18 protein-coding genes are annotated in these 20,277 nt (G+C 38.6%); 9 read left to right on the forward strand and 9 right to left on the reverse strand.

Features of this window, described 5'->3' with window-relative positions; translation table 11 throughout:
• Positions 1 to 2,862 (forward strand): T9SS type B sorting domain-containing protein (locus tag KK060_RS08940; protein ID WP_254153373.1); only part of this gene is annotated, 2,862 nt, incomplete at its 5' end.
• Between the two features lie 69 nt (positions 2,863 to 2,931).
• Here the strand turns inward: KK060_RS08940 and KK060_RS08945 are convergent.
• Positions 2,932 to 3,939 carry an acyl-CoA reductase gene (locus KK060_RS08945; protein ID WP_254153374.1) on the reverse strand — a complete coding sequence of 336 codons (1,008 nt, stop codon included), beginning with the start codon at positions 3,937 to 3,939 and terminating at the stop codon, positions 2,932 to 2,934.
• A gap of 82 nt (positions 3,940 to 4,021) precedes the next feature.
• Between KK060_RS08945 and KK060_RS08950 the strand changes: the two genes are divergently transcribed.
• Positions 4,022 to 4,384 carry a 4Fe-4S dicluster domain-containing protein gene (locus KK060_RS08950; protein WP_254153375.1) on the forward strand — a complete coding sequence of 121 codons (363 nt, stop codon included), beginning with the start codon at positions 4,022 to 4,024 and terminating at the stop codon, positions 4,382 to 4,384.
• A 46-nt stretch (positions 4,385 to 4,430) separates the two neighbouring features.
• Here KK060_RS08950 and KK060_RS08955 read toward each other — a convergent pair whose 3' ends face one another.
• Complete coding sequence (locus KK060_RS08955; protein WP_437124573.1) at positions 4,431 to 5,336, reverse strand: DUF58 domain-containing protein; 906 nt, start codon at positions 5,334 to 5,336, stop codon at positions 4,431 to 4,433.
• Positions 5,337 to 5,497: 161 nt separating this feature from the next.
• Here KK060_RS08955 and KK060_RS08960 point away from each other — a divergent pair, with 161 nt between their 5' ends.
• The 3 genes from KK060_RS08960 (at position 5,498) to cas6 (ending at position 8,036) form a co-directional block, all read left to right on the forward strand.
• On the forward strand, positions 5,498 to 5,854 hold the full coding sequence (locus tag KK060_RS08960) for a DUF3276 family protein (RefSeq protein WP_254153376.1): 357 nt from the start codon (positions 5,498 to 5,500) through the stop codon (positions 5,852 to 5,854).
• Positions 5,855 to 6,015: 161 nt separating this feature from the next.
• Entirely contained in the window at positions 6,016 to 7,113 is a 1,098-nt protein-coding gene (gene ychF / locus KK060_RS08965) for a redox-regulated ATPase YchF (RefSeq protein ID WP_254153377.1), read from the forward strand.
• Positions 7,114 to 7,235: 122 nt separating this feature from the next.
• Positions 7,236 to 8,036, forward strand: a complete 801-nt coding sequence (gene cas6, locus KK060_RS08970) for a CRISPR-associated endoribonuclease Cas6 (RefSeq protein WP_254153378.1) — start codon at positions 7,236 to 7,238, stop codon at positions 8,034 to 8,036.
• Here cas6 and KK060_RS08975 read toward each other — a convergent pair.
• The gene (locus tag KK060_RS08975) at positions 8,033 to 9,319 is read right to left on the reverse strand and encodes a type IX secretion system plug protein (protein WP_254153379.1); all 1,287 of its coding nucleotides are present in this window, start codon (positions 9,317 to 9,319) and stop codon (positions 8,033 to 8,035) included. The two genes, cas6 and KK060_RS08975, sit on opposite strands and share 4 nt — an antisense overlap.
• Positions 9,320 to 9,404: 85 nt before the next feature.
• Here KK060_RS08975 and KK060_RS08980 point away from each other — a divergent pair, with 85 nt between their 5' ends.
• Complete coding sequence (locus tag KK060_RS08980; RefSeq protein WP_254153380.1) at positions 9,405 to 9,962, forward strand: RNA polymerase sigma factor; 558 nt, start codon at positions 9,405 to 9,407, stop codon at positions 9,960 to 9,962.
• Complete coding sequence (locus KK060_RS08985) at positions 9,943 to 11,463, forward strand: outer membrane beta-barrel protein (RefSeq protein WP_254153381.1); 1,521 nt, start codon at positions 9,943 to 9,945, stop codon at positions 11,461 to 11,463. The genes KK060_RS08980 and KK060_RS08985 overlap by 20 nt, the downstream gene beginning before the upstream one ends.
• Before the next feature lie 130 nt (positions 11,464 to 11,593).
• On the opposite strand, the gene KK060_RS08990 is transcribed toward KK060_RS08985, so the two are convergent.
• Positions 11,594 to 13,504, reverse strand: coding sequence for an ABC-F family ATP-binding cassette domain-containing protein (locus KK060_RS08990; protein WP_254153382.1), 1,911 nt, complete (start codon positions 13,502 to 13,504; stop codon positions 11,594 to 11,596).
• Positions 13,505 to 13,706: 202 nt separating this feature from the next.
• On the opposite strand from KK060_RS08990, the gene KK060_RS08995 reads away from it, so the two are divergent.
• Together KK060_RS08995 and KK060_RS09000 are read left to right on the forward strand one after the other, a co-directional pair.
• Positions 13,707 to 14,912 carry a PQQ-dependent sugar dehydrogenase gene (locus KK060_RS08995; protein ID WP_254153383.1) on the forward strand — a complete coding sequence of 402 codons (1,206 nt, stop codon included), beginning with the start codon at positions 13,707 to 13,709 and terminating at the stop codon, positions 14,910 to 14,912.
• Between the two features lies 1 nt (position 14,913).
• On the forward strand, positions 14,914 to 16,026 hold the full coding sequence (locus KK060_RS09000) for a C1 family peptidase (RefSeq protein WP_254153384.1): 1,113 nt from the start codon (positions 14,914 to 14,916) through the stop codon (positions 16,024 to 16,026).
• Positions 16,027 to 16,086: 60 nt separating this feature from the next.
• Here the strand turns inward: KK060_RS09000 and KK060_RS09005 are convergent, their stop codons facing one another.
• The 5 genes from KK060_RS09005 to KK060_RS09025 form a co-directional block, all read right to left on the reverse strand.
• A complete protein-coding gene (locus tag KK060_RS09005; RefSeq protein WP_254153385.1) occupies positions 16,087 to 16,605 on the reverse strand; it encodes a hypothetical protein in 519 nt (172 codons plus the stop codon).
• A gap of 2 nt (positions 16,606 to 16,607) precedes the next feature.
• On the reverse strand, positions 16,608 to 17,132 hold the full coding sequence (locus KK060_RS09010) for a DUF2911 domain-containing protein (RefSeq protein WP_254153386.1): 525 nt from the start codon (positions 17,130 to 17,132) through the stop codon (positions 16,608 to 16,610).
• A gap of 158 nt (positions 17,133 to 17,290) precedes the next feature.
• A complete protein-coding gene (locus KK060_RS09015) occupies positions 17,291 to 19,081 on the reverse strand; it encodes a thiamine pyrophosphate-requiring protein (RefSeq protein ID WP_254153387.1) in 1,791 nt (596 codons plus the stop codon).
• A gap of 20 nt (positions 19,082 to 19,101) precedes the next feature.
• Positions 19,102 to 19,800, reverse strand: a complete 699-nt coding sequence (locus tag KK060_RS09020; protein WP_254153388.1) for a BON domain-containing protein — start codon at positions 19,798 to 19,800, stop codon at positions 19,102 to 19,104.
• Between the two features lie 79 nt (positions 19,801 to 19,879).
• Positions 19,880 to 20,245: a response regulator gene (locus KK060_RS09025; protein ID WP_254153389.1), complete on the reverse strand. Its 366-nt coding sequence runs from the start codon at positions 20,243 to 20,245 to the stop codon at positions 19,880 to 19,882.
• Positions 20,246 to 20,277: the final 32 nt, after the last annotated feature.

Consider the following 20,277-nt stretch of genomic DNA (forward strand, 5'->3'; position numbering starts at 1 on the left):
GCAGTAGCTGGAGCTTATACATTTAAATATGTAGTAACGGGCACAGCACCATGCGCAAAAGATTCTGCTACTGTTACTGTAAATGTTAATGTAAATGAAATTGCAAATGCGGGCCCTGATCAAAGCGTATGTGGTACTGCAACGTTAAATGCGAATTCGCCGAATACCGGTACAGGGTTATGGAGCTTTGCACCAGGTGGTGATGCTGATGGACTTGGTATTATTGATAATCCAAGTAGTCCAACAAGTAAATTTGATGGTACGATAGGTCAAACATATACACTCAGATGGACGATTACCAACGGAGCTTGTAGTAGTTTTGAGGATGTTCAGATCAAGTTTAATCTAGCACCTTCTGTTGCAGATGCGGGAGCTGACCAGCTGATTTGTTCTCAAAATTATACAACATTAAATGCTACGGCGCCAACAGCTGGAACCGGTATATGGTCTGTTATAGAAGGTATGGGGGGAATTCCAATACCTGCAAATGACATTAATGCACAATTTATAGGGGTTACAGGAACATTGTATAAATTAAGATGGATAGTAACTAATGGAACCTGTCCTCCGAGCATAGATGAAGTTGTCATCAATTTCGCAGCAGCTCCTACAGTAGTATCTCCCGTAACTGTATGTCTTAACACAACAGCTCCTGTACTAACAGCTACTGCAGTGGGTGCAACAGCGTACCAATGGTACTCTGTATCAGGAGGGGCGAGTACACTGATAGCTACAACAACTACAGGTAGTTATACACCTACAGCCGCACAATTAAATGTAGGAACAGTAGGAACGACTAACTTTGAAGTGAGGGCTGTTTATCCTTGTGGTACGAGTGTCGCTTCTGCTATAGTTGTTAATGTCTCCAACACAGGTTCTTGCGGTGGAGGTGGTAATGGTCCTGGCGGACCTATCAATTGCGGAGTCTTTACAATTCCGACTCCGAAGTTGACGTTGCCAACATGCTTAACAGCTAATAACGGTATGAATGATGGGGCAATCGAGCTGACAATAACAGGAGGCAATCTTCCTGCCGGACAGTCTTATTATGTTGTCTTATATGATAGTATCTTAGGAGGCACTCAAACAAGTTACTTTACACGAAGTATTCCAGTTCCTCCAGGAGTTCCAACATCATTCGATAATTTACCTCCTTCACTTGACTACCAGATATTCATAACAGATGGTACGAGTACCTGTATACTATCACAAAGCTTACAAGTGCAATCTACAGTTACTGCAACGTTAGATCCTGCTTCCGTAAAAGATGCGGTTTGCTTTGATCAGCCAACAGGGCAAGCACAGATAACTGTAACAGGTGGAAATGCTCCTTATGAGTATTCAACAGATAATGGCACAGTGTGGAGTACGTTCACTTCTAACTTAACCAACTTGCCGGTGGGAACTTACTCAATACTGGTAAGAGATGATGGTACAGATAAATGTCCTGCAGAAGTTCAAATAACTATCAATAATGCTCCTAGCAAGGTATCATCTATTTATGAAGCGAAAGAAGCAAGTTGTAATAACAATGATGGTGAGCTCAAGGTGAGTGATCCTACAGGAGGAAATGCGCCTTATACCATTTCGTTCCAGGGAGGCCTGTTTGAAAACTTAACAGATTCTATAGTTTATAAAGGTCTACAACGAGGTAATAAAAACTACAGGATCAGGGATGTTAATGGATGTGAGCAGTCAATGATTGTGAACATTCCATCACCTAATCAGATAATAATTAATGATCCGCAGGCAACAGTAACACCTCCTTCTTGTGAAAGTGGTGGAACAGATGGATCAGTTGTTATTGCAGTAGATATGGATGAGACTCAAACACCAGGTCCTTATAAGTATGGCATCGCAAGAGCGACAGAAGATGAGAGCACTATTACGCTGGAGAAGTTCCCAAATAGCGGAAATAGTGATATGAAATCAGGTCTTACTGCCGGAAATTACTATGTCTTAGTGAGTTCGGATTTTGGTTGTCCTACGAGACAAGATTTTACAATATCAGGTGGTGCAATTGCGGTTGATTTCATGACAGAAAAATTCTGCGAAGAGAACAAGCAGGTAGTACAGTTGTCAGATATTAAAGGTGATAATAATGCCGCGTTTGATGTACTTGTTTTCGATAAGTTCTCTGGAAAAAGAGTAGATTCTATAAGGGTTTCACCGTTTCCGATAACCAATACATATCTTATTGAAGACCGTAATTTCTTAAGTAAGAAAGGTGAATACAACTTGATAGTGAGACAAAATCAAGCGTTGTGTCCTATCGTTAAATCTGATAAAAAGACAGTTGTCATTAGTAATCCAATAAGTGCAAGTATCGAAGGCATGACGGCTTCTTATCCTGATATGCCTACTGGTTCATTAAAAGTTGTAGGTATTACCGGAGGAGATCCAGGTTACATGATCACTATCAGTTTGGATTCAGCTTCAAGTTCTTTATCAAGTTTTGAAAAGACTGAGCCAATTGAGGAGAATGAGAACTTTGAACTGGAGAAGTATTATAAAAAGCAATTGCCTGCTGGACGTTATGGAATTGTAATAGAAGATGAATCTGGTTGTACTTTAGATTTAGTTGGAAGGGTACCTTTAGACAACTCCGTATATGCACCGAATATCTTTACACCAAATGATGATGGTATCAATGATATATTCTTTGTACGCAACCTTGGGGACTCAGGTAATAAATTGGTGATCACCAATCGCTGGGGTAAGGAGATTTATAAATCAGATAACTACCAAAACAACTGGAGAGGTGAGGGAGCTGTTGATGGTATTTACTTCTACAGACTTCAAATAGGAAAAAATGAACCGATTACAGGTTGGGTTGAGATTATGAGAGGCATCAAGCCTTAAGACAAGTTAGTCTGATAAAAAGAGAGAAACAACGGTTACTTTAATCGCTTTGTTTCTCTCTTTCAATTTCTACTGAAGGGATTGTAGGAAAGCAATTGTATCTATCTGGTCAGCATAATCATTTAATTGCGGCAACTGTGCCTGACCTATTTTAACGGTAGCGGGTTTTGCATTTCCAACGATACATTGAATTTTGTCAGATTGTGATTTTAGTTTGGCAGTAGCTGCCTCCCAACTATCATAGAATTCATAAAAAACCACGGAGATAGGAGAGAGTAAGCGCTCATTCTCCTGTAGAAGCACAAATTCTGAGTCAAGAAAAGGAATACGGTTCACCAGTAAAATAGACTTTTGGTAATCATAGTTATTATGATACTTATGGTGATGCATTATATTCTTATAAGGCGTCCATGCGTTTAGAAGCTTAGTGAAGTCAAACTCATTCGGAACCAAAAGTTTTGATACATTACGACATCCCAGTCCGAAATACGTGAAAACATCTTTACCCAAATCATAAAGTTCCTGCTCATTTTCGAAACCCGTGAGAAGCGCGCAAGAGGATCTATTCTTCCTGATAATGTGCGGGTACTTACTAAAGTAGTACTCAAAATACCTTGATGAATTGTCACTGCCTGTGGCAATAACAGCATCAAAGTTCTTTAGTTGTTCTGTAAAAGATATCGATTCTCGAAATCGGGGCTCTATCTCAAGCAACTTATTTATTACAAATTTTAGGAGAACTGAATCTTTTGAACTTGGCTTAATAAGAATACGGTTGCCCGTTATCAGTATGGAAAGTAGGTCATGAAATCCAACTAGCGGAATATTACCGGCCATAACAACAGCAATAGTTTTGGTAGTATTTTCTTGTAGCTTGTACGGAGAAAGCCATTCTTCCAAATTTCTTCTTGTCAATACTGTTGATAAAGCTTCAATGGCTGTACTGACGCTTTCATTTGCAAACCAGGAGTTCTCATTTACTGCTTTTGAAGAAATCCACTCTAATTCTGCTTTATCGATTGCAAGGAGATAATTTCCTAGTTTTTCAAATGCTGTTATTCTATCTTTAGAATTCATAAACTTTTACTATACTAATCCCGTTTTGTAGGATAGTTATTTGACGTATTTTTGTAAGGAAAAATTCAAAAGTAGAGAAAGCATGGCAATAATAATTACGGACGAGTGCATCAATTGCGGTGCATGTGAACCGGAATGCCCAAATACAGCGATTTATGAAGGTGGTAGGGAATGGAATTGGGCAGGAGGCACTAAACTTGAAAGTGTAGAACTTGAAGACGGCGTGGTTATTGACGGAAAAGCACCTCAAACACCTGTCTCTGATGAGTTTTATTATATAGTATCAGGTAAATGCACAGAATGTACTGGTTTTCATGAAGAGCCACAATGTGCGGCTGTATGTCCGGTTGATTGTTGCGTACCAGACCCTGATTACGTTGAAACAAAAGAAGAGCTACTCGCCAAGAAGGCTTGGCTCCATCAGGAGGTAGAACAAAGCAATTAATAATAGAAACCTAACAGGAATGTTAGGTTTTTTTATGCGACAGCTTTTAACGCATGTTAGTTCTTTTAATCAGGTAAGTCTGAAGAATATGATTAAAAGCTCCTCTTACATCAGCCTCAACAAAATCAATTTTATACTGGTTGCATCGCATGGTCAGGCTCTTATGAAAACGTTCTGCTTCTATACGATATCGCTCTTTAATATCTGCAGGATTTAACTTTAATTTATCTCCCGTTTCCAGATCAACAAACTCCATGGGGCGATCTTCAAAATCGAAAAGCAATTCCGTTTCGTTATCCATTACGTGGAAAACAATCACCTCGTGTTTATTGTGTTTAAGATGTTGCAGGGCTTTAAAGAGATCATCGATATTTTCCTCACTATCAAACATGTCACTAAAAATAATAACGAGTGACCTTTTATGAATCTTTTCTGCAATTTCATGAAGTACGTTTGACACTCTTGTCTTTTTCTCCTTTCTTTCTTGAGAGGTCACTTGTTCTAGCAATCCAAAAATTTTGTCAACATGCGTTGGTGTTGATTTAACTGCAGTGAGCGTTTCAATTTGGTCAGAAAAGAGGCATAGTCCGACGGCATCCCTTTGCTTTTGAAGCATATAGCTTAAAGCAGAGGCTGCGTAGACACTAAACCGGATCTTAGATAATGACTTTACAGGATAATACATGGATTGAGAAGTGTCAATCGCTATAAGACACCTTAAATTGGTCTCTTCCTCATAACGTTTTGTAAAGAGCCGATCTGTTCTCGCATAAACCTTCCAATCAATATGTCGTGTGCTTTCACCCTCGTTGTAAAGTCGATGTTCTGCAAATTCAACTGAAAAACCGTGGTAAGGAGACTTATGTAATCCAGTTATAAAACCCTCTACTAACTGTCTAGCAAGTAGTTCTAAGCTCGTATTTTGTTTAATCTCACTAAGTTTAATGCTCACAATAATTGGAAAATGTGTATATTGATGCTTACTTTGATGTTTTAAAAGGTAAGTATTTTATTACTTCAAACTAAATTATTTACGAGTTAGTTTGCAATCTTTGTGTAAAGTACTATCTTCGATAGAACCAAACGTATACCTAACTTTAAAATTGAAGGATTGTGGAAGACAACAAGACAAACGGCAGGGATGAAATTTTCTCGACGAAAGTGAAAGCCGGTAAAAGAACCTACTTTTTCGATGTAAAATCAACCCGTTCTAATGATTACTATCTTACTATTACTGAGAGTAAGAAGCGTTTCAAAGACGAAGGTTTTACCTATGAAAAGCACAAGATTTTTCTTTACAAGGAAGACTTCAACAAATTCTTAGAAGCATTAACAAATACTGTTAACCATGTTAAGCACGAATTGATGCCTAACGTTGATTTCAGTCAATTTGATAATCAACCGGAACGGGAAGAAGCGGAAACAGCTTCTAATGGCAGAGGATCGGATTCTGAACTAAAATGGGACTAACCTAAATCAAAACCTATATTGGAAGAAAGCCCTTGAATATTCAAGGGCTTTTCTTTTTGCTAAAAATAGCGTAGGATGTCTGTTGGTGATTTATAAAAAAAACGAATGTAGCTACCTTTAAATCAGGAAATCCTATCATATTTGCGGCCTAAATAACTACTATGGGACTTCGTTGCGGAATTGTGGGTTTACCAAACGTCGGAAAATCAACACTATTTTCAGCTCTAACAAATATTCAAAATGTAGCAGCTAACTACGAGTTTGCTACCATTGATCCCAATATCGGTATTATAGACGTTCCTGACGATCGGCTAGATATACTTTCTGAGATAGTTAATCCTCAACGTGTTGTTCCTGCAACTATAGAATTCGTAGACATTGCAGGATTGGTAAAAGGTGCCAGTAAGAATGAGGGACGTGGAAATGGTTTCTTAACTAATATTCGGGAGGTGGATGCCATCGTCCATGTGATACGGTGTTTTGACGACGTAAATATTGTTCGTTCAGTGGGACCTGTTAACCCTGTGTCTGACAAGGAGATCATTGAAATGGAACTTCAATTAAAGGATCTCGAATCTGTTGATAAGAAGATTGGTAGAATAGAAAGATCAGCTAAGTCCGGCGATCCGAGGGCAAAGGCAGAGCTTGAGGTTCTTAAACAGTATAAGGCTACTCTTGAGCAGGGAAAAAATGCAAGGACATTAGAAGTATCTGAGGATGAGAAAAAGGCCGTAACTGATCTCTTCCTTCTTACGATGAAACCAATGATGTATGTTGCCAATGTAGATGAAAAATATCTTCATGAAGACAATAGTCATGTGAAAGCGTTAAAAGAGGCTGTTTCTAAAGAAGGTGCCAATATTGTAAAGATTTGTGCGGCATTGGAGGCACAAATCGCTGAAATTACAGAAAAGGAAGAGAAGAAGATGTTCCTGGAAGAATATGGCTTAAAGGAATCAGGCCTGAACAGGATGATCAGGGCAGGTTACGAGCTTCTTGATTTGATAACTTACTTTACAGCAGGAGAGAAAGAGGTAAGGGCATGGACAATAAAAAAGGGATGGAAAGCACCTCAAGCGGCTGGCGTTATCCATACTGATTTTGAGAGAGGCTTTATAAAAGCGGAGGTAGTTAAATTGACTGATTTTCAAAAGTTTAAATCAGAGGCTGCGTGCAGGGAAGCAGGAAAATTAGCAATAGAAGGGAAGGAATATGTAGTTGAAGATGGTGACATAATGCATTTCAGGTTTAATGTTTAAAGATTCCTTACGGAAGGTTCCAACCATTAGAATTTTTTTTTAGTTTTATAATCTGCTCATCATCAGAATAGAGCGAGTTCGGGTTACAATTTTTTAACCCGTTGTTATAAATTTTTTAAGGTTTGAGAACCAGGATTATTTTTTCTTTGAAAAATCGTGGGGCTTATGTGCCCTTTCATCATCAATACCTGTTAGCGCAGGTTATTAAAGGACTTTTAGTTTTTGGACCTCAAAAAGCATATTTAGACTTTCAACAATTCAATTTTTCTGGTTTAAAAGGACAGACAAAAGTAAGTCGCAAAGGGCTACATTACTATTCTTCTAGAGTAACACTTGTATTCTCTTGTTCTGATAAATCTTTTATGGATTATTTCTTATCAAGATTATTTGAGCAAAAGGAAATTATTGTAGGAAACCTTCATTTGGTTCCGGAGAGTACCGAAGCGGAAGATCCTATTAAAATTGGAGATGAAGCAAGGTTTCTTTGTATTTCTCCAGTAGTACTAATTCCGGCGTCCTTTAACGATGACAGAAGCAAAAAATTTGTGTCTCCTGATCAGGATGAATTTTCAGATCTTCTTTATGAATCTACGTTGGCAAGGATGGAGGCGACTGGTAACTTCACAGCAGAGCAACTAGCTTCATTTTACAAGTTTCAAATTGTTCCGGATAATGAATATTTACAGCGTATTCAAAATTCCCATAAGAAATTTGCACGAATCTATCCCTTATATGATAATGATGTAAGGTTTGAAGTAAGGGGTTATACATTGCCGTTCACTCTGTATGCGGCCCGTGAGGTGCAGGAATTCGTCTATGAGAACGGACTAGGCTATTTTACATATAAAGGGTTTGGGATGTTAGACGTTGCTAATAATAATTCTATAAGCACGGCTACTCAACAGGAAATGTCATATGCTTAACGCTTGTTTTTATAAAGATTAAGATATCCTATTAACATATCTGCCTTGGGTTGAAAAGGTTGATAATAAACAAAGATCTCATACATATTTTCCGTTTCATAGTGTGAACCTTCTAGAGCATAGGGAGGAAGGGAGTTTGATTTTACAACGTATTGGTAATCGTACCATCCTTGTTTTAAAAGAAATTGAGCAGTGTATTCACGGTTTGTTGTGTCGTAGTACATTTTATTTTCTTTGTTAAGGTTCCATTGTTGGAATGCTCCGGTAACATAAACATCTCCTGGAATTTTATCCTTTGATACTAATGTAAAATTGACAAACGCATAATTGGCAAAAGAGGCGTCTCTATAATCAAGGTTGTCAAGAATAAATCCACCATTTAAATCATCATACTGACTATAAGCTTCGTTTGCTCTTGACTTGTCCTTTTCCAGATACAGTTCAAATGGTTTAACACTTTTATTTACCCGGGCCACATTTCTGCCGGGGTAATTTAGAGACCTCATGTCAAAGAAACGGAACTCACTTCCGCCTTTAAACATTTTATTTTCATCAAAAAAACGATATTCAATTTCTTTCTCTATTTCCCTGACAAAGCTCGGTCGGACATCAGTAGCAATATTGTCCCACCGCTGGTTTTGCCGAATCACAACTTTGACATTATCTAAAGGATTAATTATATCTAAATCTTTATAGTTAATTGTGAAATTGATTTGCTGATTAAGAGAAGCAATATCACCTGCTCCTATTAAGTTTCGCTCATTTAAAAACGCAACCCTGTTATCGTAGACCATGAATCGCTTGCTGAGGATTAAATCATTTTTATCGCTTCCTCTGTATACAACCAGCACATAATTTCCGGGCAATTTTACTTGTGGAATAACAAATCTATAGTGAACATAGGGAACGTGAGAATCTACAGAGAATTCAAAATTGTTTATTGGAAATTCATTGTATTCAATCATGTAGTCCAGGTCCATCAAAATTGACTTCGTCCAATCGTAATTGCAATGAAAAATTCTTGCATAATAAGTGTCGCGTTGAGTTGTAAGGTCATCAAATTCAAGGATGAGATTCTCACCCCCTAATTTAGTAACAGCAGGTAGCAAAGAGCTAGTTTGATTTGAAGAAGCAGGATGGATTACAACGGTTTTAATTTCAGGCTCATATGTTTGATCAGCAAAACGCAGTACTTTTACAGAGCCTTCGGAACTAATTGCATTCGGGGCGAGGGGAGTACACCCCGCGAGCAGGAGTAAAGTATATATAACGAGGTAACGCATACTAACGACGAAATTATAAAGTTATTCCAACCTTTTAATATCAGAAGTTGTCTAAATGCTAGAAAACGGCCGTACAAAGGACTACATGCTCAAGGAACCTGAACTTATTGAAGGCTGCAGGAAAGGCACCAGAAGCTTCCAAAAGGCTTTGTATGAGCGATATTGTCGTAAAATGCTTGCTGTTTGTTTACGCTATTCTAAAACCACAGCGGAAGCAGAGGATATTTTGCAGGAGGGTTTTGTAAAGGTTTTTCACGCAATTAAAGATTTTAGGCAGGAAAGTAAGCTGGAGACGTGGATAACACGGATTATGGTTAATACTGCCCTTAATTATCAGCGCAAAAAGCTTTATCTCTTTCCGATGGTAGACGTGCAGGAAATTGATTTACCTGAAAATGAGATTAGCATTTCAGGTATTCACTTTTCGCAACTATTAGAAATGATACAGTCGTTGCCGCAGGGATGTCAGATTGTGTTTAACTTATTCGCCATTGAGGGATATAATCATAAAGAGATTGCTGAAATGTTAGGAATATCAGAGGGGACGTCGAAATCGCAGTATTCGAGGGCGCGTACCTTACTTCAGGAGAAGTTGTTAAAAGAGTCATCGTATTATAAAAAATATGGACAGGGGAAAATTTGAAGATCAATGGGCAGATGCTTTCAAGCAAGCTGAGGTAGGTCCATCTTCAGATGCATGGATTAATATTGAGCTTGAATTGGAAAGAGCCGAAGGCAAGAAGATGCGTCGTAGATTGTTTTTTTACAAAACATTAGCTGCGGCTTCTGTCGTTTTTGCTTTAATGGCAGGAGGAGTAAGTGTTTACTTGACACAACAAAATAATTTTAATAAGTCCTTAAATAGTGCTCTCACTTATAATCACAATTTGAATGGAACAACTTTACAGAATGAACTAACTGGCGAGGACATAGAAGAATCTTTTAAAGTAGATTCAAACGTAGAGATTTCGGGTAAGGCGAATTTAAATGAATTAGATGCTTCAAACGGCGTAGTAAAGGATAGAAAGGAAAATGCGAACAACGCTACTTACGAATTCGGCAGTAAAGGAGAAGAAAAAATAGATATGGCAAGTGAAACTCTCAAGTCCCTCTACGCCAATGATAATAGCGGAGTTGAAAAGAAAGGAAGGAATGAGGCTATCAAGACATCATTTTCTTTTTTGGCTAACGAGGGTAATTCGACTATTAAAAGTTTTAGTTCTGAAAACTCTGATCACCTCTATCTTGCTCTTAACAAAGACCGATTACCAGCTCTTTATGAAAGGCCAGATATAACGCTTACGCTGCCAAAAAAAGAAGAACAAGATGCTGTAGCGGTGATGATGGCAAAACTTGCTGCCAGGGAACAAGAAATCAGGGAGGAGAAAAAGGAGAAAGCCTCATCTGAAGATGAGAAGCTTTGGACATCTGTCGGCGTATCAGCTGGGTCATTTAATACCATTGCGTCTAATGTTGCTTCATCGTCTTCTAGTGCTTTTGCCGCCAGCAACGCTGTAATGGCAGATAACGAGGTTAAGGCCTCCGGTGTTGCTTATGCTGTTGGCGTTAATATGGGTACACGATTGACGCCGAGATGGGTATTACAGGGCGGCGTGAACTATTTGACCCAGTCATCTGATTATACTGCTAATGCAGTTGTTGGTTCACCTGATTATCAAACTTTTCGTCCAGCTTCAATTAACGAATTAGAACAATTGAGCACAGATGCCTCAGCCAGAATTAAATCAGAAAAACTAGTAACGACAGCACCTTACAATGTAAACAACAGTGTTCGATATATCAGTTTACCTATGCAGGCCGGTTATACACTAATTAATAAGAAATTTGGCTTGCAGTTAAACGCGGGTATATCTACTGATTTATTCATTCAAAATGTAAAAACTGCAGAGGGCCAGAGTCTGTCTAATGTTGATCAGGGTAGGGATGATGCACCTTACCGGCCAATGAATTTTAGTGGATTAATGGGAACAGAGTTAAGCTACAGATTCAGTCAGCGCTATCGCATTACATTGAATCCAGGTGTACGTTATCCTTTTCAATCTATTTATAAGTCGGATTTAGGGGTCGAATCTACACCAATCACTTTTGACGTTGGCCTGCGTTTCAAATATATATTTCATTGACCCTCTAGTTTTTTTACTAAACTAAGTCTTGTAAGTGGTAAGGAATTTACATAATGAACAGCCTATACTCCGAGGTTCGGCTCTGACCAGGAGTAAGGCGTTCTTTATTCTAAATTCTGATTTTATCTGCTTAGCTTAGTTTATCAATTTCAATCGCTATTTGCTCCCACTCCGCATTAGCCTTTTGTAATTTGTCTTCAATAACATTGAATTCATTTTTCGCCTTCTGCATTTTATTGAAGTCTCCGTAGACTTCCGGTTGCGTCATTTCTAATTCGATTTTATTCTTCTTTGCCTGCAATTGCTCAATTTCTTCTTCTACTTTTCTTAGATTCTTTTCCAAAGTCTTCCGTTGCGATTCATTATTAATCGCTTTTGGCCTTTGTTCCGGTTGTACTTTTTCTACTTTAGGTTTTGGCTCCGGCTTAACTTCCGTGTTGTTTAACTCGTTTTTCTTTCTCCAAAATTCGTACTCTTCATATGTACCAGGATACTCTTTGATTTGCTTGTCTTCGATATACCAGATTTTGTTGGCAATCTGTGTTACAAAGTAACGGTTGTGAGAAACTACAATAAAGCTTCCCTGGTATTGTTGCAACGCCTGGATTAGAATGTTTTCAGAGATAAAGTCTAGGTGGTTGGTAGGTTCATCTAACAGCAAAAAGTTTGCTTCCGAGATTAACGTTTTAGCAAGCGCGACACGTGATTTTTCACCCCCAGAAAGCACTTTTATTTTTTTAAATACATCTTCATCTGAAAACAAGAAGCAACCTAAAACATTTCTTAACTCCTGTTCTGTCTTTCCAGATCCGGCCTGTAATAGCTCTTCTAATATTTCATTCTCAACATGGAGTGATTCGAGCTGATGCTGGGCGTAAAATGCCTTGATGACATTATATCCAACAACTCTTTCTCCCTCTACAGGTTCTTCTCCTGCAACAATTCTTAATAAAGTAGATTTGCCTTTTCCGTTAGCACCAATTAAAGCAATCTTGTCTCCACGTTCAATTTGTATACTTGTATTCTTCAGGATCTCTAATGGCCCATAAGATTTGGAAACATTGTTAAGAGTGACAATATACCTTCCCGGTTGCTGATTAAATTTAAATCGAAAGTTTACAGCAGCTGTATCATCAACGACCTCCTCAATCATGTCCATTTTCTCTAGGGCTTTGATTCTGGATTGTACTTGTCGAGACTTCGTTGCTTTTGCCTTAAACCTTTCTATAAACCTTTCTGTTTGTCTTATCTTTTGCTGTTGGTTTTCATATGCATTTTGCTGAATCTCTTTTCTTAATTCTTTCTCTTCCAGGTAAAAGCTATAATTACCTTCGTAGGAGATGAGCTGTTGCTGAGTAACTTCAACCGTTCTGTTAATTACGTTATCTAAAAATCGTCTGTCGTGAGAGACGATTATCACAGCGCCCTCATAGTTTCGTAAGTAATTTTCAACCCACTCAATAGAGGGTAAGTCTAAGTGGTTGGTAGGTTCATCAAGCATTAAAAGAGATGGTTTTTCTAAAAGAAGCTTGGCCAGCATAACGCGCATTCTCCATCCTCCTGAGAATTGTTTCAAAGGTCTATGAAGGTCAGCAGTTGAAAAACCAATACCTTCTAATACCTCTTCTGCCTTTGCCTGCATAGAATAGCCATTAAGGTGATCAAATCTCTCCTGCAATTTTGTAAGCTTCTCCACCAGATCATCAGAATACTCAGTTTCCAACTTATGAAGGATTGTCTCAATCTGCCGTTGTGTATCAACGGCATCTTTAAAAGCGCTCATGGCAACAGTAACGATAGCGTCATCTGTTTGGTAGGAGAGAAGATCCTGGTTTAGAAAGCCGATTGTACAATCATTACTTTTACTTATCGATCCTGAATCAGCTGTATAATCGCCATTGATAAGTTTAAGTAGTGTAGATTTTCCCCTGCCATTAAGACCTATTAGACCTATTTTGTCTTTAGGTTTAATAAACAGGCTGGCATCTTCATAAAGCGGGCGTCCTCCAATGTAATAGGAGAGATTTGTAATAGAAAGCATGTAAAATTCAGTAAATCAAATCCAGATTATCACAATCCTTATGATATCAAATAGAAACAAAACAAAATGCAAAAATAATGACTATTTGATAGGATTATTATATTTATTTATTGGATTTTGATAAGAAGTAACGAACCTCTTGTATAATTATAGTGCAAGATTTAATGAATGCCCTTAAATTTCGATCCTTAACAACTAAAAAATGATTCAATTAAAGTTATATTTTATTCTATCCTTTTCAGTTCTGCTCGCATGCAGCAATAGCGGTTCTAACGAAAACAAGGAAACCATCGCCACCGATTCTGTAACCTCAGCAGTGCCTAATCCCGAAGACGGTAGCATTCCTGCGATCTCGGAATATTCAAAATCCCTGCCTTTAGATAAGTTAAAACTTCCTGCGGGTTTTAAAATCGGCGTGTTTGCCGAAGTCCATAATGCCCGATCTTTAGCCATTAGCCCATCCGGAGTTATTTATGTAGGAAATCGTGACGGGGATAAGGTCTATGCAGGCAAGGACAGCGATGGAGACTTCGTTGCCGATAAAAAATGGACAATAGCATCTGATCTTACTATGCCTAATGGCGTGGCTTTTAAAGACGGCGATCTTTACGTCGCTGAAACTACAAGAATCATTAAATTTCCTGGTATTGAATCTAAGCTTAACAACCCAGGGAAACCAGTGGTGGTTAATGACTCGTATCCCGAACAGGATGGACATCAATGGAAATATATAGCTTTTGGTCCCGACGGAAAACTTTATGTTCCGGTTGGAGCCCCTTGCAATATTTGTGAACCTAAGGAAGAGATCTATGCTACAATAACAAGAATGAATGCGGATGGGTCAGGTCGTGAAATATTTGCAAAAGGAGTAAGAAACACAGTAGGTTTTACATGGCATCCTACAACAAAGGAGTTGTGGTTTACAGATAACGGAAGAGACTTACTTGGTGATGATGTTCCAAACTGCGAATTAAACGTTGCTCCTAAAGCAGGTTTGCATTTCGGATATCCTTATTGCCATGAAGGCTCTGTTAAAGATCCTGAGTTTGGAAATAAAAGACCTTGCAGTGATTTTGTTGCCCCTGTTCAAAAAATGGGAGCCCATGTTGCTCCTCTTGGACTAAAATTCTATACAGGCGACATGTTTCCAGAGACATACAAGAATCAGGTGGTTGTTGCTAAGCATGGTTCTTGGAATCGTAGCAAAAAAAGTGGTTATGAATTAAGTCTTGTAAAACTTGAAGGCAACAAGTCAGTCGGCCATGAAACTTTTGTTAGCGGATGGCTGGACAACGATTCGCAGAAGGCGTGGGGACGTCCGGTAGATGTCTTACAGTTAAATGATGGTTCATTGCTTGTTTCTGATGACCAGGCTAACGTTATCTATAGAATTACTTATCAGAAGTAATATGCTAAAGATTACGGTCTCCATTTTAGTTGTTGTCTCTTGTTCGCAAGCATTTGCTCAAGGGACCGCAACTCATCCCACGCCAGCTAAAACTGTAGCCTTTACGCCTGTTAAGAATCAGGCTAATACAGGAACGTGCTGGAGCTTTTCTACCATCTCCTTAATAGAATCTCAAACTATTAAATCAGGATTAGGAGAGTTCGATCTATCTGAAATGTATACTGTACGGAGTATCTATACGGAGAAAGCCCGTAACTATATTTTAAGACAGGGAGCAGCTCAATTTGGGCCAGGAGGTTTAGGACATGATGTCATTAATGCAATCTCTAAATATGGAACAGCTCCTGAAAGCGTTTATTCAGGGCTGCTACTAGGAACAAAGTCGCATGACCATAGTAAGCTTGATGCTAGTCTTAAAGCTTACCTTGATAATGTGCTAAGTAAGCGACCTATTGCATCAGATTGGATGACAGGATTTCAACAGATTCTTGACGATCATCTCGGTAAAGCACCCGAAAAATTTACTTATAAAGAAAAAGTATATACTCCTATCTCATTTGCCAAGGAGGTTCTTAAGTTTAACAGTAACGATTATGTGTTTCTGACATCTTTTAGTCATCATCCCTATTACGATCAATTCATTTTAGAGATCCCCGATAATTATGCAAATGCCTCATACCACAATCTTCCTCTGGAAGAAATGATAGCTTTGGTGGATAAAGCATTAGAAAAAGGTTTTTCATTGATGTGGGATGCCGATGTTAGCAATGCTAATTTCAATCAGAAAAAAGGCTATGCGCTTCAATTAAAAGAAGGGAAAGATGCAGTAAATAAAATTGATCCTGAGGCGGAAGAGGATTTGTATAACCAGGGCTTAAGACAGCAGTTGTTTGAAAACCTTACTACTCAAGACGATCATTTAATGCATCTGGTAGGAGTAGAAAAAAGCACGAAGGGAAAAAAGTTTTATGTTGTAAAAAATTCCTGGGGTGAGGTTGGCCCATTTAAAGGATTAATTAAAGTGTCAGAGGCATATTTTGCTATTAATACAGTTTCGTTAGTAGTGCCTAAAGATGCCTTGGATGATTCCTTAAAAGGTAAAATGCGACTTTAACAACTTTAGAGAAGGGATTTAATAATTTTTCTGTTAACCCTTCTCTAAGTTTGTTATACTCTAAAAGTCATCAGCAATGTTCTCTATTTTCTTGGCTTTGTCCTCCTTCATCTTGCTATAAACTACAGGGGAGTCGTAAACCATTTCCAGTTCGTTTTTAGAATGAGACTTGAATTTTAACATGATACTAGAACCCTTCCAAAAGTATGTCTCATTTTTCATATCATAATCCGCTTTGCCATAGATAGATTCAAGCGCCTTCATGAGACGAGGATCTTTATCCGCTACTACAAAAATCTGGTAGATCAGACCTTTGTATGCTTTTAGCTCTACCTGCTTCACATTTACTTCACCAATCTTTTTATAGGCAGGATGGTCTACCTCATACAGTTTAGCGTCAAACTCGTTTCTCTCTTTAAACTCCTTTTTAAGTTTTACTCCCTTAACTGAATCAACAGGGGTATTCAGTTTTATGTCTTTAAAACCATGTCTTTTTTCTAATTCAGACGCTTCCTGGGCAAGTATTGAAAAAGAACACAGAATAAACACGCAGAAGCAAAGACCACTGTTTCGTATCATAATCAGTTAAAAAATTTTATAGGTATAGCAATACTAACGTTGTCCCACATAATCAAAATATTTGCCAATTCATTTCTTTGGTCTATTTGGATAGTCAATGGTTCATAGACAACGTTTAGTTGTTGAACGGGTACATCAAACCTGAAAACGTCGAGTTTAGGATTGTAATTATAGGACCCAAAAAGACCAAAGTCACTGTTTATAACAACTGTCCATTTGTCTTTATTTGGAATTGTAAATATCGTGTATACACCAGCCTTTAAAAGCTGATTATTTATGAGGATATTCTTAGTGAGAAGAATTTCTGTTGCCTCATTTGCACCTGTTCTCCAGATTTGCCCATACGGTACTAACTTTCCGAAAATTTCCCTGCCGTTTTTTGCAGGCTGCGAATAAGTTATCTTAATATAAGCATCTTTATAACGCGCGCGTGCAAGTGCTAAAGGACTGCTTCTTTCGGTGACCTCCTGTGCTTTTGTTGCTGAAATGGAAATGAAAAGGACAACAAATGTTAAATACCGCTGCATGCCTTAAATATAAGGCGAAAATTTAGCACAATGTTATGAATCCGGCTAAAGTCACCATGGAAAATTAAATAATCTCATTGGCAGCTTAAAAGATCAAATAATTAGAAAGAAAAGCAATCTTTGAGGCGCGCAAGCGTTGCCTCAAAGATTGCTGTAGTTTACTCTGCTTCTACCTTTTGAAGTTTCTCTTCAACTTTTTGTTGTAAAATGTGACCTGTATTTTTCATTACTGCATCATCTCCCTTGGATACAGATGTAGCCAGGTTATCAACTTTCTTCATCAATACATGATCAGGGAAAGGTGATATTTCAGGATCAGTTATAGCTTCAATAAGTACAGGATTATTTGCGGAGAGTGCGCGCTCCCATGCTTCAGCAACTTGTTCTGGCGAGTCTATTCGTATCCCGGTAAATCCTATCGACTCTGCGTATGCAGCATAATTGAATTCAGGAGTAACCTGCGTCGCCTCAAACTTAGGATCACCCTCCATCATTCGCTGCTCCCATGTAACCATATTCAAATCACGATTGTTAATTACACAGATTATGATATTCGGGTTCTTCCAAGACTGTGCATACTTGCTAATGGTAAGCAATTCTTCATTGCCATTCATTTGCATTGCGCCATCGCCTGCAAATGCTATTACTGTTTTTTCAGGATAAGCAAACTTTGCTGCAATAGCATAAGGCACAGCGCATCCCATAGTAGCGAGGGTTCCGGATAATGATCCCATCATTCCATCTTTAAAATACAGCTCGCGTGCATACCAACTTGCTGTTGAACCTGAGTCCGCAGTTATAATACAGTTAGCAGGTAGCCTCGATGAAAGTTCTTTAAATACTAACTGTGGATTAAGAAGCTCGGCTTTTCTGGTTGATAATTGTTCTTGTTCCTGCCTCCATTTTCTAACATCATCTTCAATTTTATGCTTCCATTCGTTATTCGGCTTTTTGTGAATTAGCGGTATTAACCGTTTAAGCGTTTCGCTGCTATCGCCGAGCAAATTAACTTCAACCGGATATCGTAAGCTTAACATACGACCATCTATGTCTATTTGTACTGCACGTGCCTGACCTTCTTTAGGGAGAAATTCTGCATAAGGGAAACTTGTCCCGATCATAAGTAAAGTGTCGCACTCATTCATCAGGTTCTCTGTAGCTGTTGTCCCGAAAAAACCTATTGACCCTGTTACAAAAGGCAGGTCGTCCGCTAATACAGATTTTCCCAGCAATGCCTTTGCTACACCTGCATTTAGTAGTTCAGCAATCTGAATAACTTCTTCTGTTGCTTTTGCTGCCCCTGCTCCCACTAGAATGGCTACTCTATTTCCTACATTGAGAATATGAGCAGCTTGTTGCAGTGCTTCGTCTGTCGGAATCACAATAGAAGAAGGATGGCCTACTCCTGTATGTATCGTGTAATGCTCATGTGGTGGCACTTCAACAGCTTCTTTAGTTTGTATATCATTAGGTATGATAACACAAGTTACTGTCCGCTCGGCTTTAGCAATACGAATAGCGCGGTCAACAAGATGTCGAATTTGTGTTTCGTCAGAAGCCATGTGCACATATTCATGTGCTACATCTTTGAACAAGGAAATTAAATCTACTTCCTGTTGATAATTTCCACCTATTGCTTTCCGGGCTGGATGACCAATAATAGCCACTACAGGTTGATGGTCAAGTTTTGCATCATACAATCCGTTCAACAAGTGAATAGCACCCGGGCCAGAGGTTGCGAGGCAAACACCAACTTCACCAGTAAATTTTGCATAGGCGCAAGCCATTAAGGCAGCCATCTCTTCATGACGTACCTGTGTGAATTTAATCTCTTCCTGGGCCCTGCTCAGTGCTCCCATAATGCCGTTGATACCATCACCTGGATAGCCAAAGATTCGCTTTATTCCCCAGCTCGATAGGCGTTTAATTAAGAAATCACTTACGTTCATACGCTCAAAGGTTACGGTGATTACTTATTGCTATTTTGAATATTAACTATCTCGCCACCAGGTCTCCGTACGCGCAACCTGTTCTCGAGATGTTTAACACCCGATACGGATTCTGCTATGTCTTCTGCACGTCGTTTTGCCTGCCTGTCATCTACCTGTCCAAGAAGTGTAACTTCACCATTTTCTACAACCACTTCAATGTCAGAAGCATCAACATAGCGGTCTTCGTAAAGCGCATCGTTAATGTCTTCATGAATTCTTGTGTCAGATCGACTATAGGAGCGAGGCCCTTTACCTTTGTGTGATGCGGATTGGTCTCGGTTTTTATTTCTGCTTCTTTCTGCAGATTCAATCTCAGGCCATTGACCTGTAGTTAGCCTGTTATATCTGTCTCTGTATCCCGCGTTCTGTTCATAGTCAGGACCGTTATTAAGGTATCCTATAGAACCATAATTACTTCCATAATAACCATCGGCATTATAGTTCTCGTATTTACCTGTGTTTAACTCATCGTATTGCGTATTAAGATTGTCATTTTCTCCTTCAGGAAAAGAGTATGACGACTCACCACCGCTATCTTCTTTTGTAGGATAACGATTTTGTCCAAGCTCACGATTACGCCTGTAATACTCAGGAGTGTTATATTGAGAATTATTGTCTTGCTGGTTTCTGTTGCCAGAAGATTTAGGATAGTTGCTTCCAGAATTTTTATTGCCCATAACTATACATGTTAATGATGTACAGGTAGGAATAAAATTGTGCCCTTTAATTTACCAACGCTTCATGATCATGAGGGTTCTATGCCGTTGCATTAAGCTGTTTGCTTATAAGCATCAGAAGTTGGGTTACAGAAAATGGCTTACTCAGAAACTCATTTGCTCCCGCTTCTTTTGCTTTCACTTCAAGATCCTGGTTGCCGCTAATGAGTATAATAGGAATTTTATTTGTCTCTGGTTTCAATCGCAAATACTTGCATAATGCCAGACCATCAATAGTAGGCATATTCTTATCAAGTATAAACAAATCCGGTAGGTCAAGTCTATTTTCTACTATGTTATAACCTGCTGATATTGCCTCTACTTTATAGCCGGCACTGGTTAATATGTTTTGTAGAATTATAAGGCTGTCTGAATTATCTTCAGCGACAAGAATTTTTTTTGCCATTAGATTTTAAACTTGTTCCAGCCTAAAACCAT

This window comes from Chryseosolibacter indicum, from assembly GCF_018598585.1.
Classification (GTDB): domain Bacteria; phylum Bacteroidota; class Bacteroidia; order Cytophagales; family Cyclobacteriaceae; genus Chryseosolibacter; species Chryseosolibacter indicus.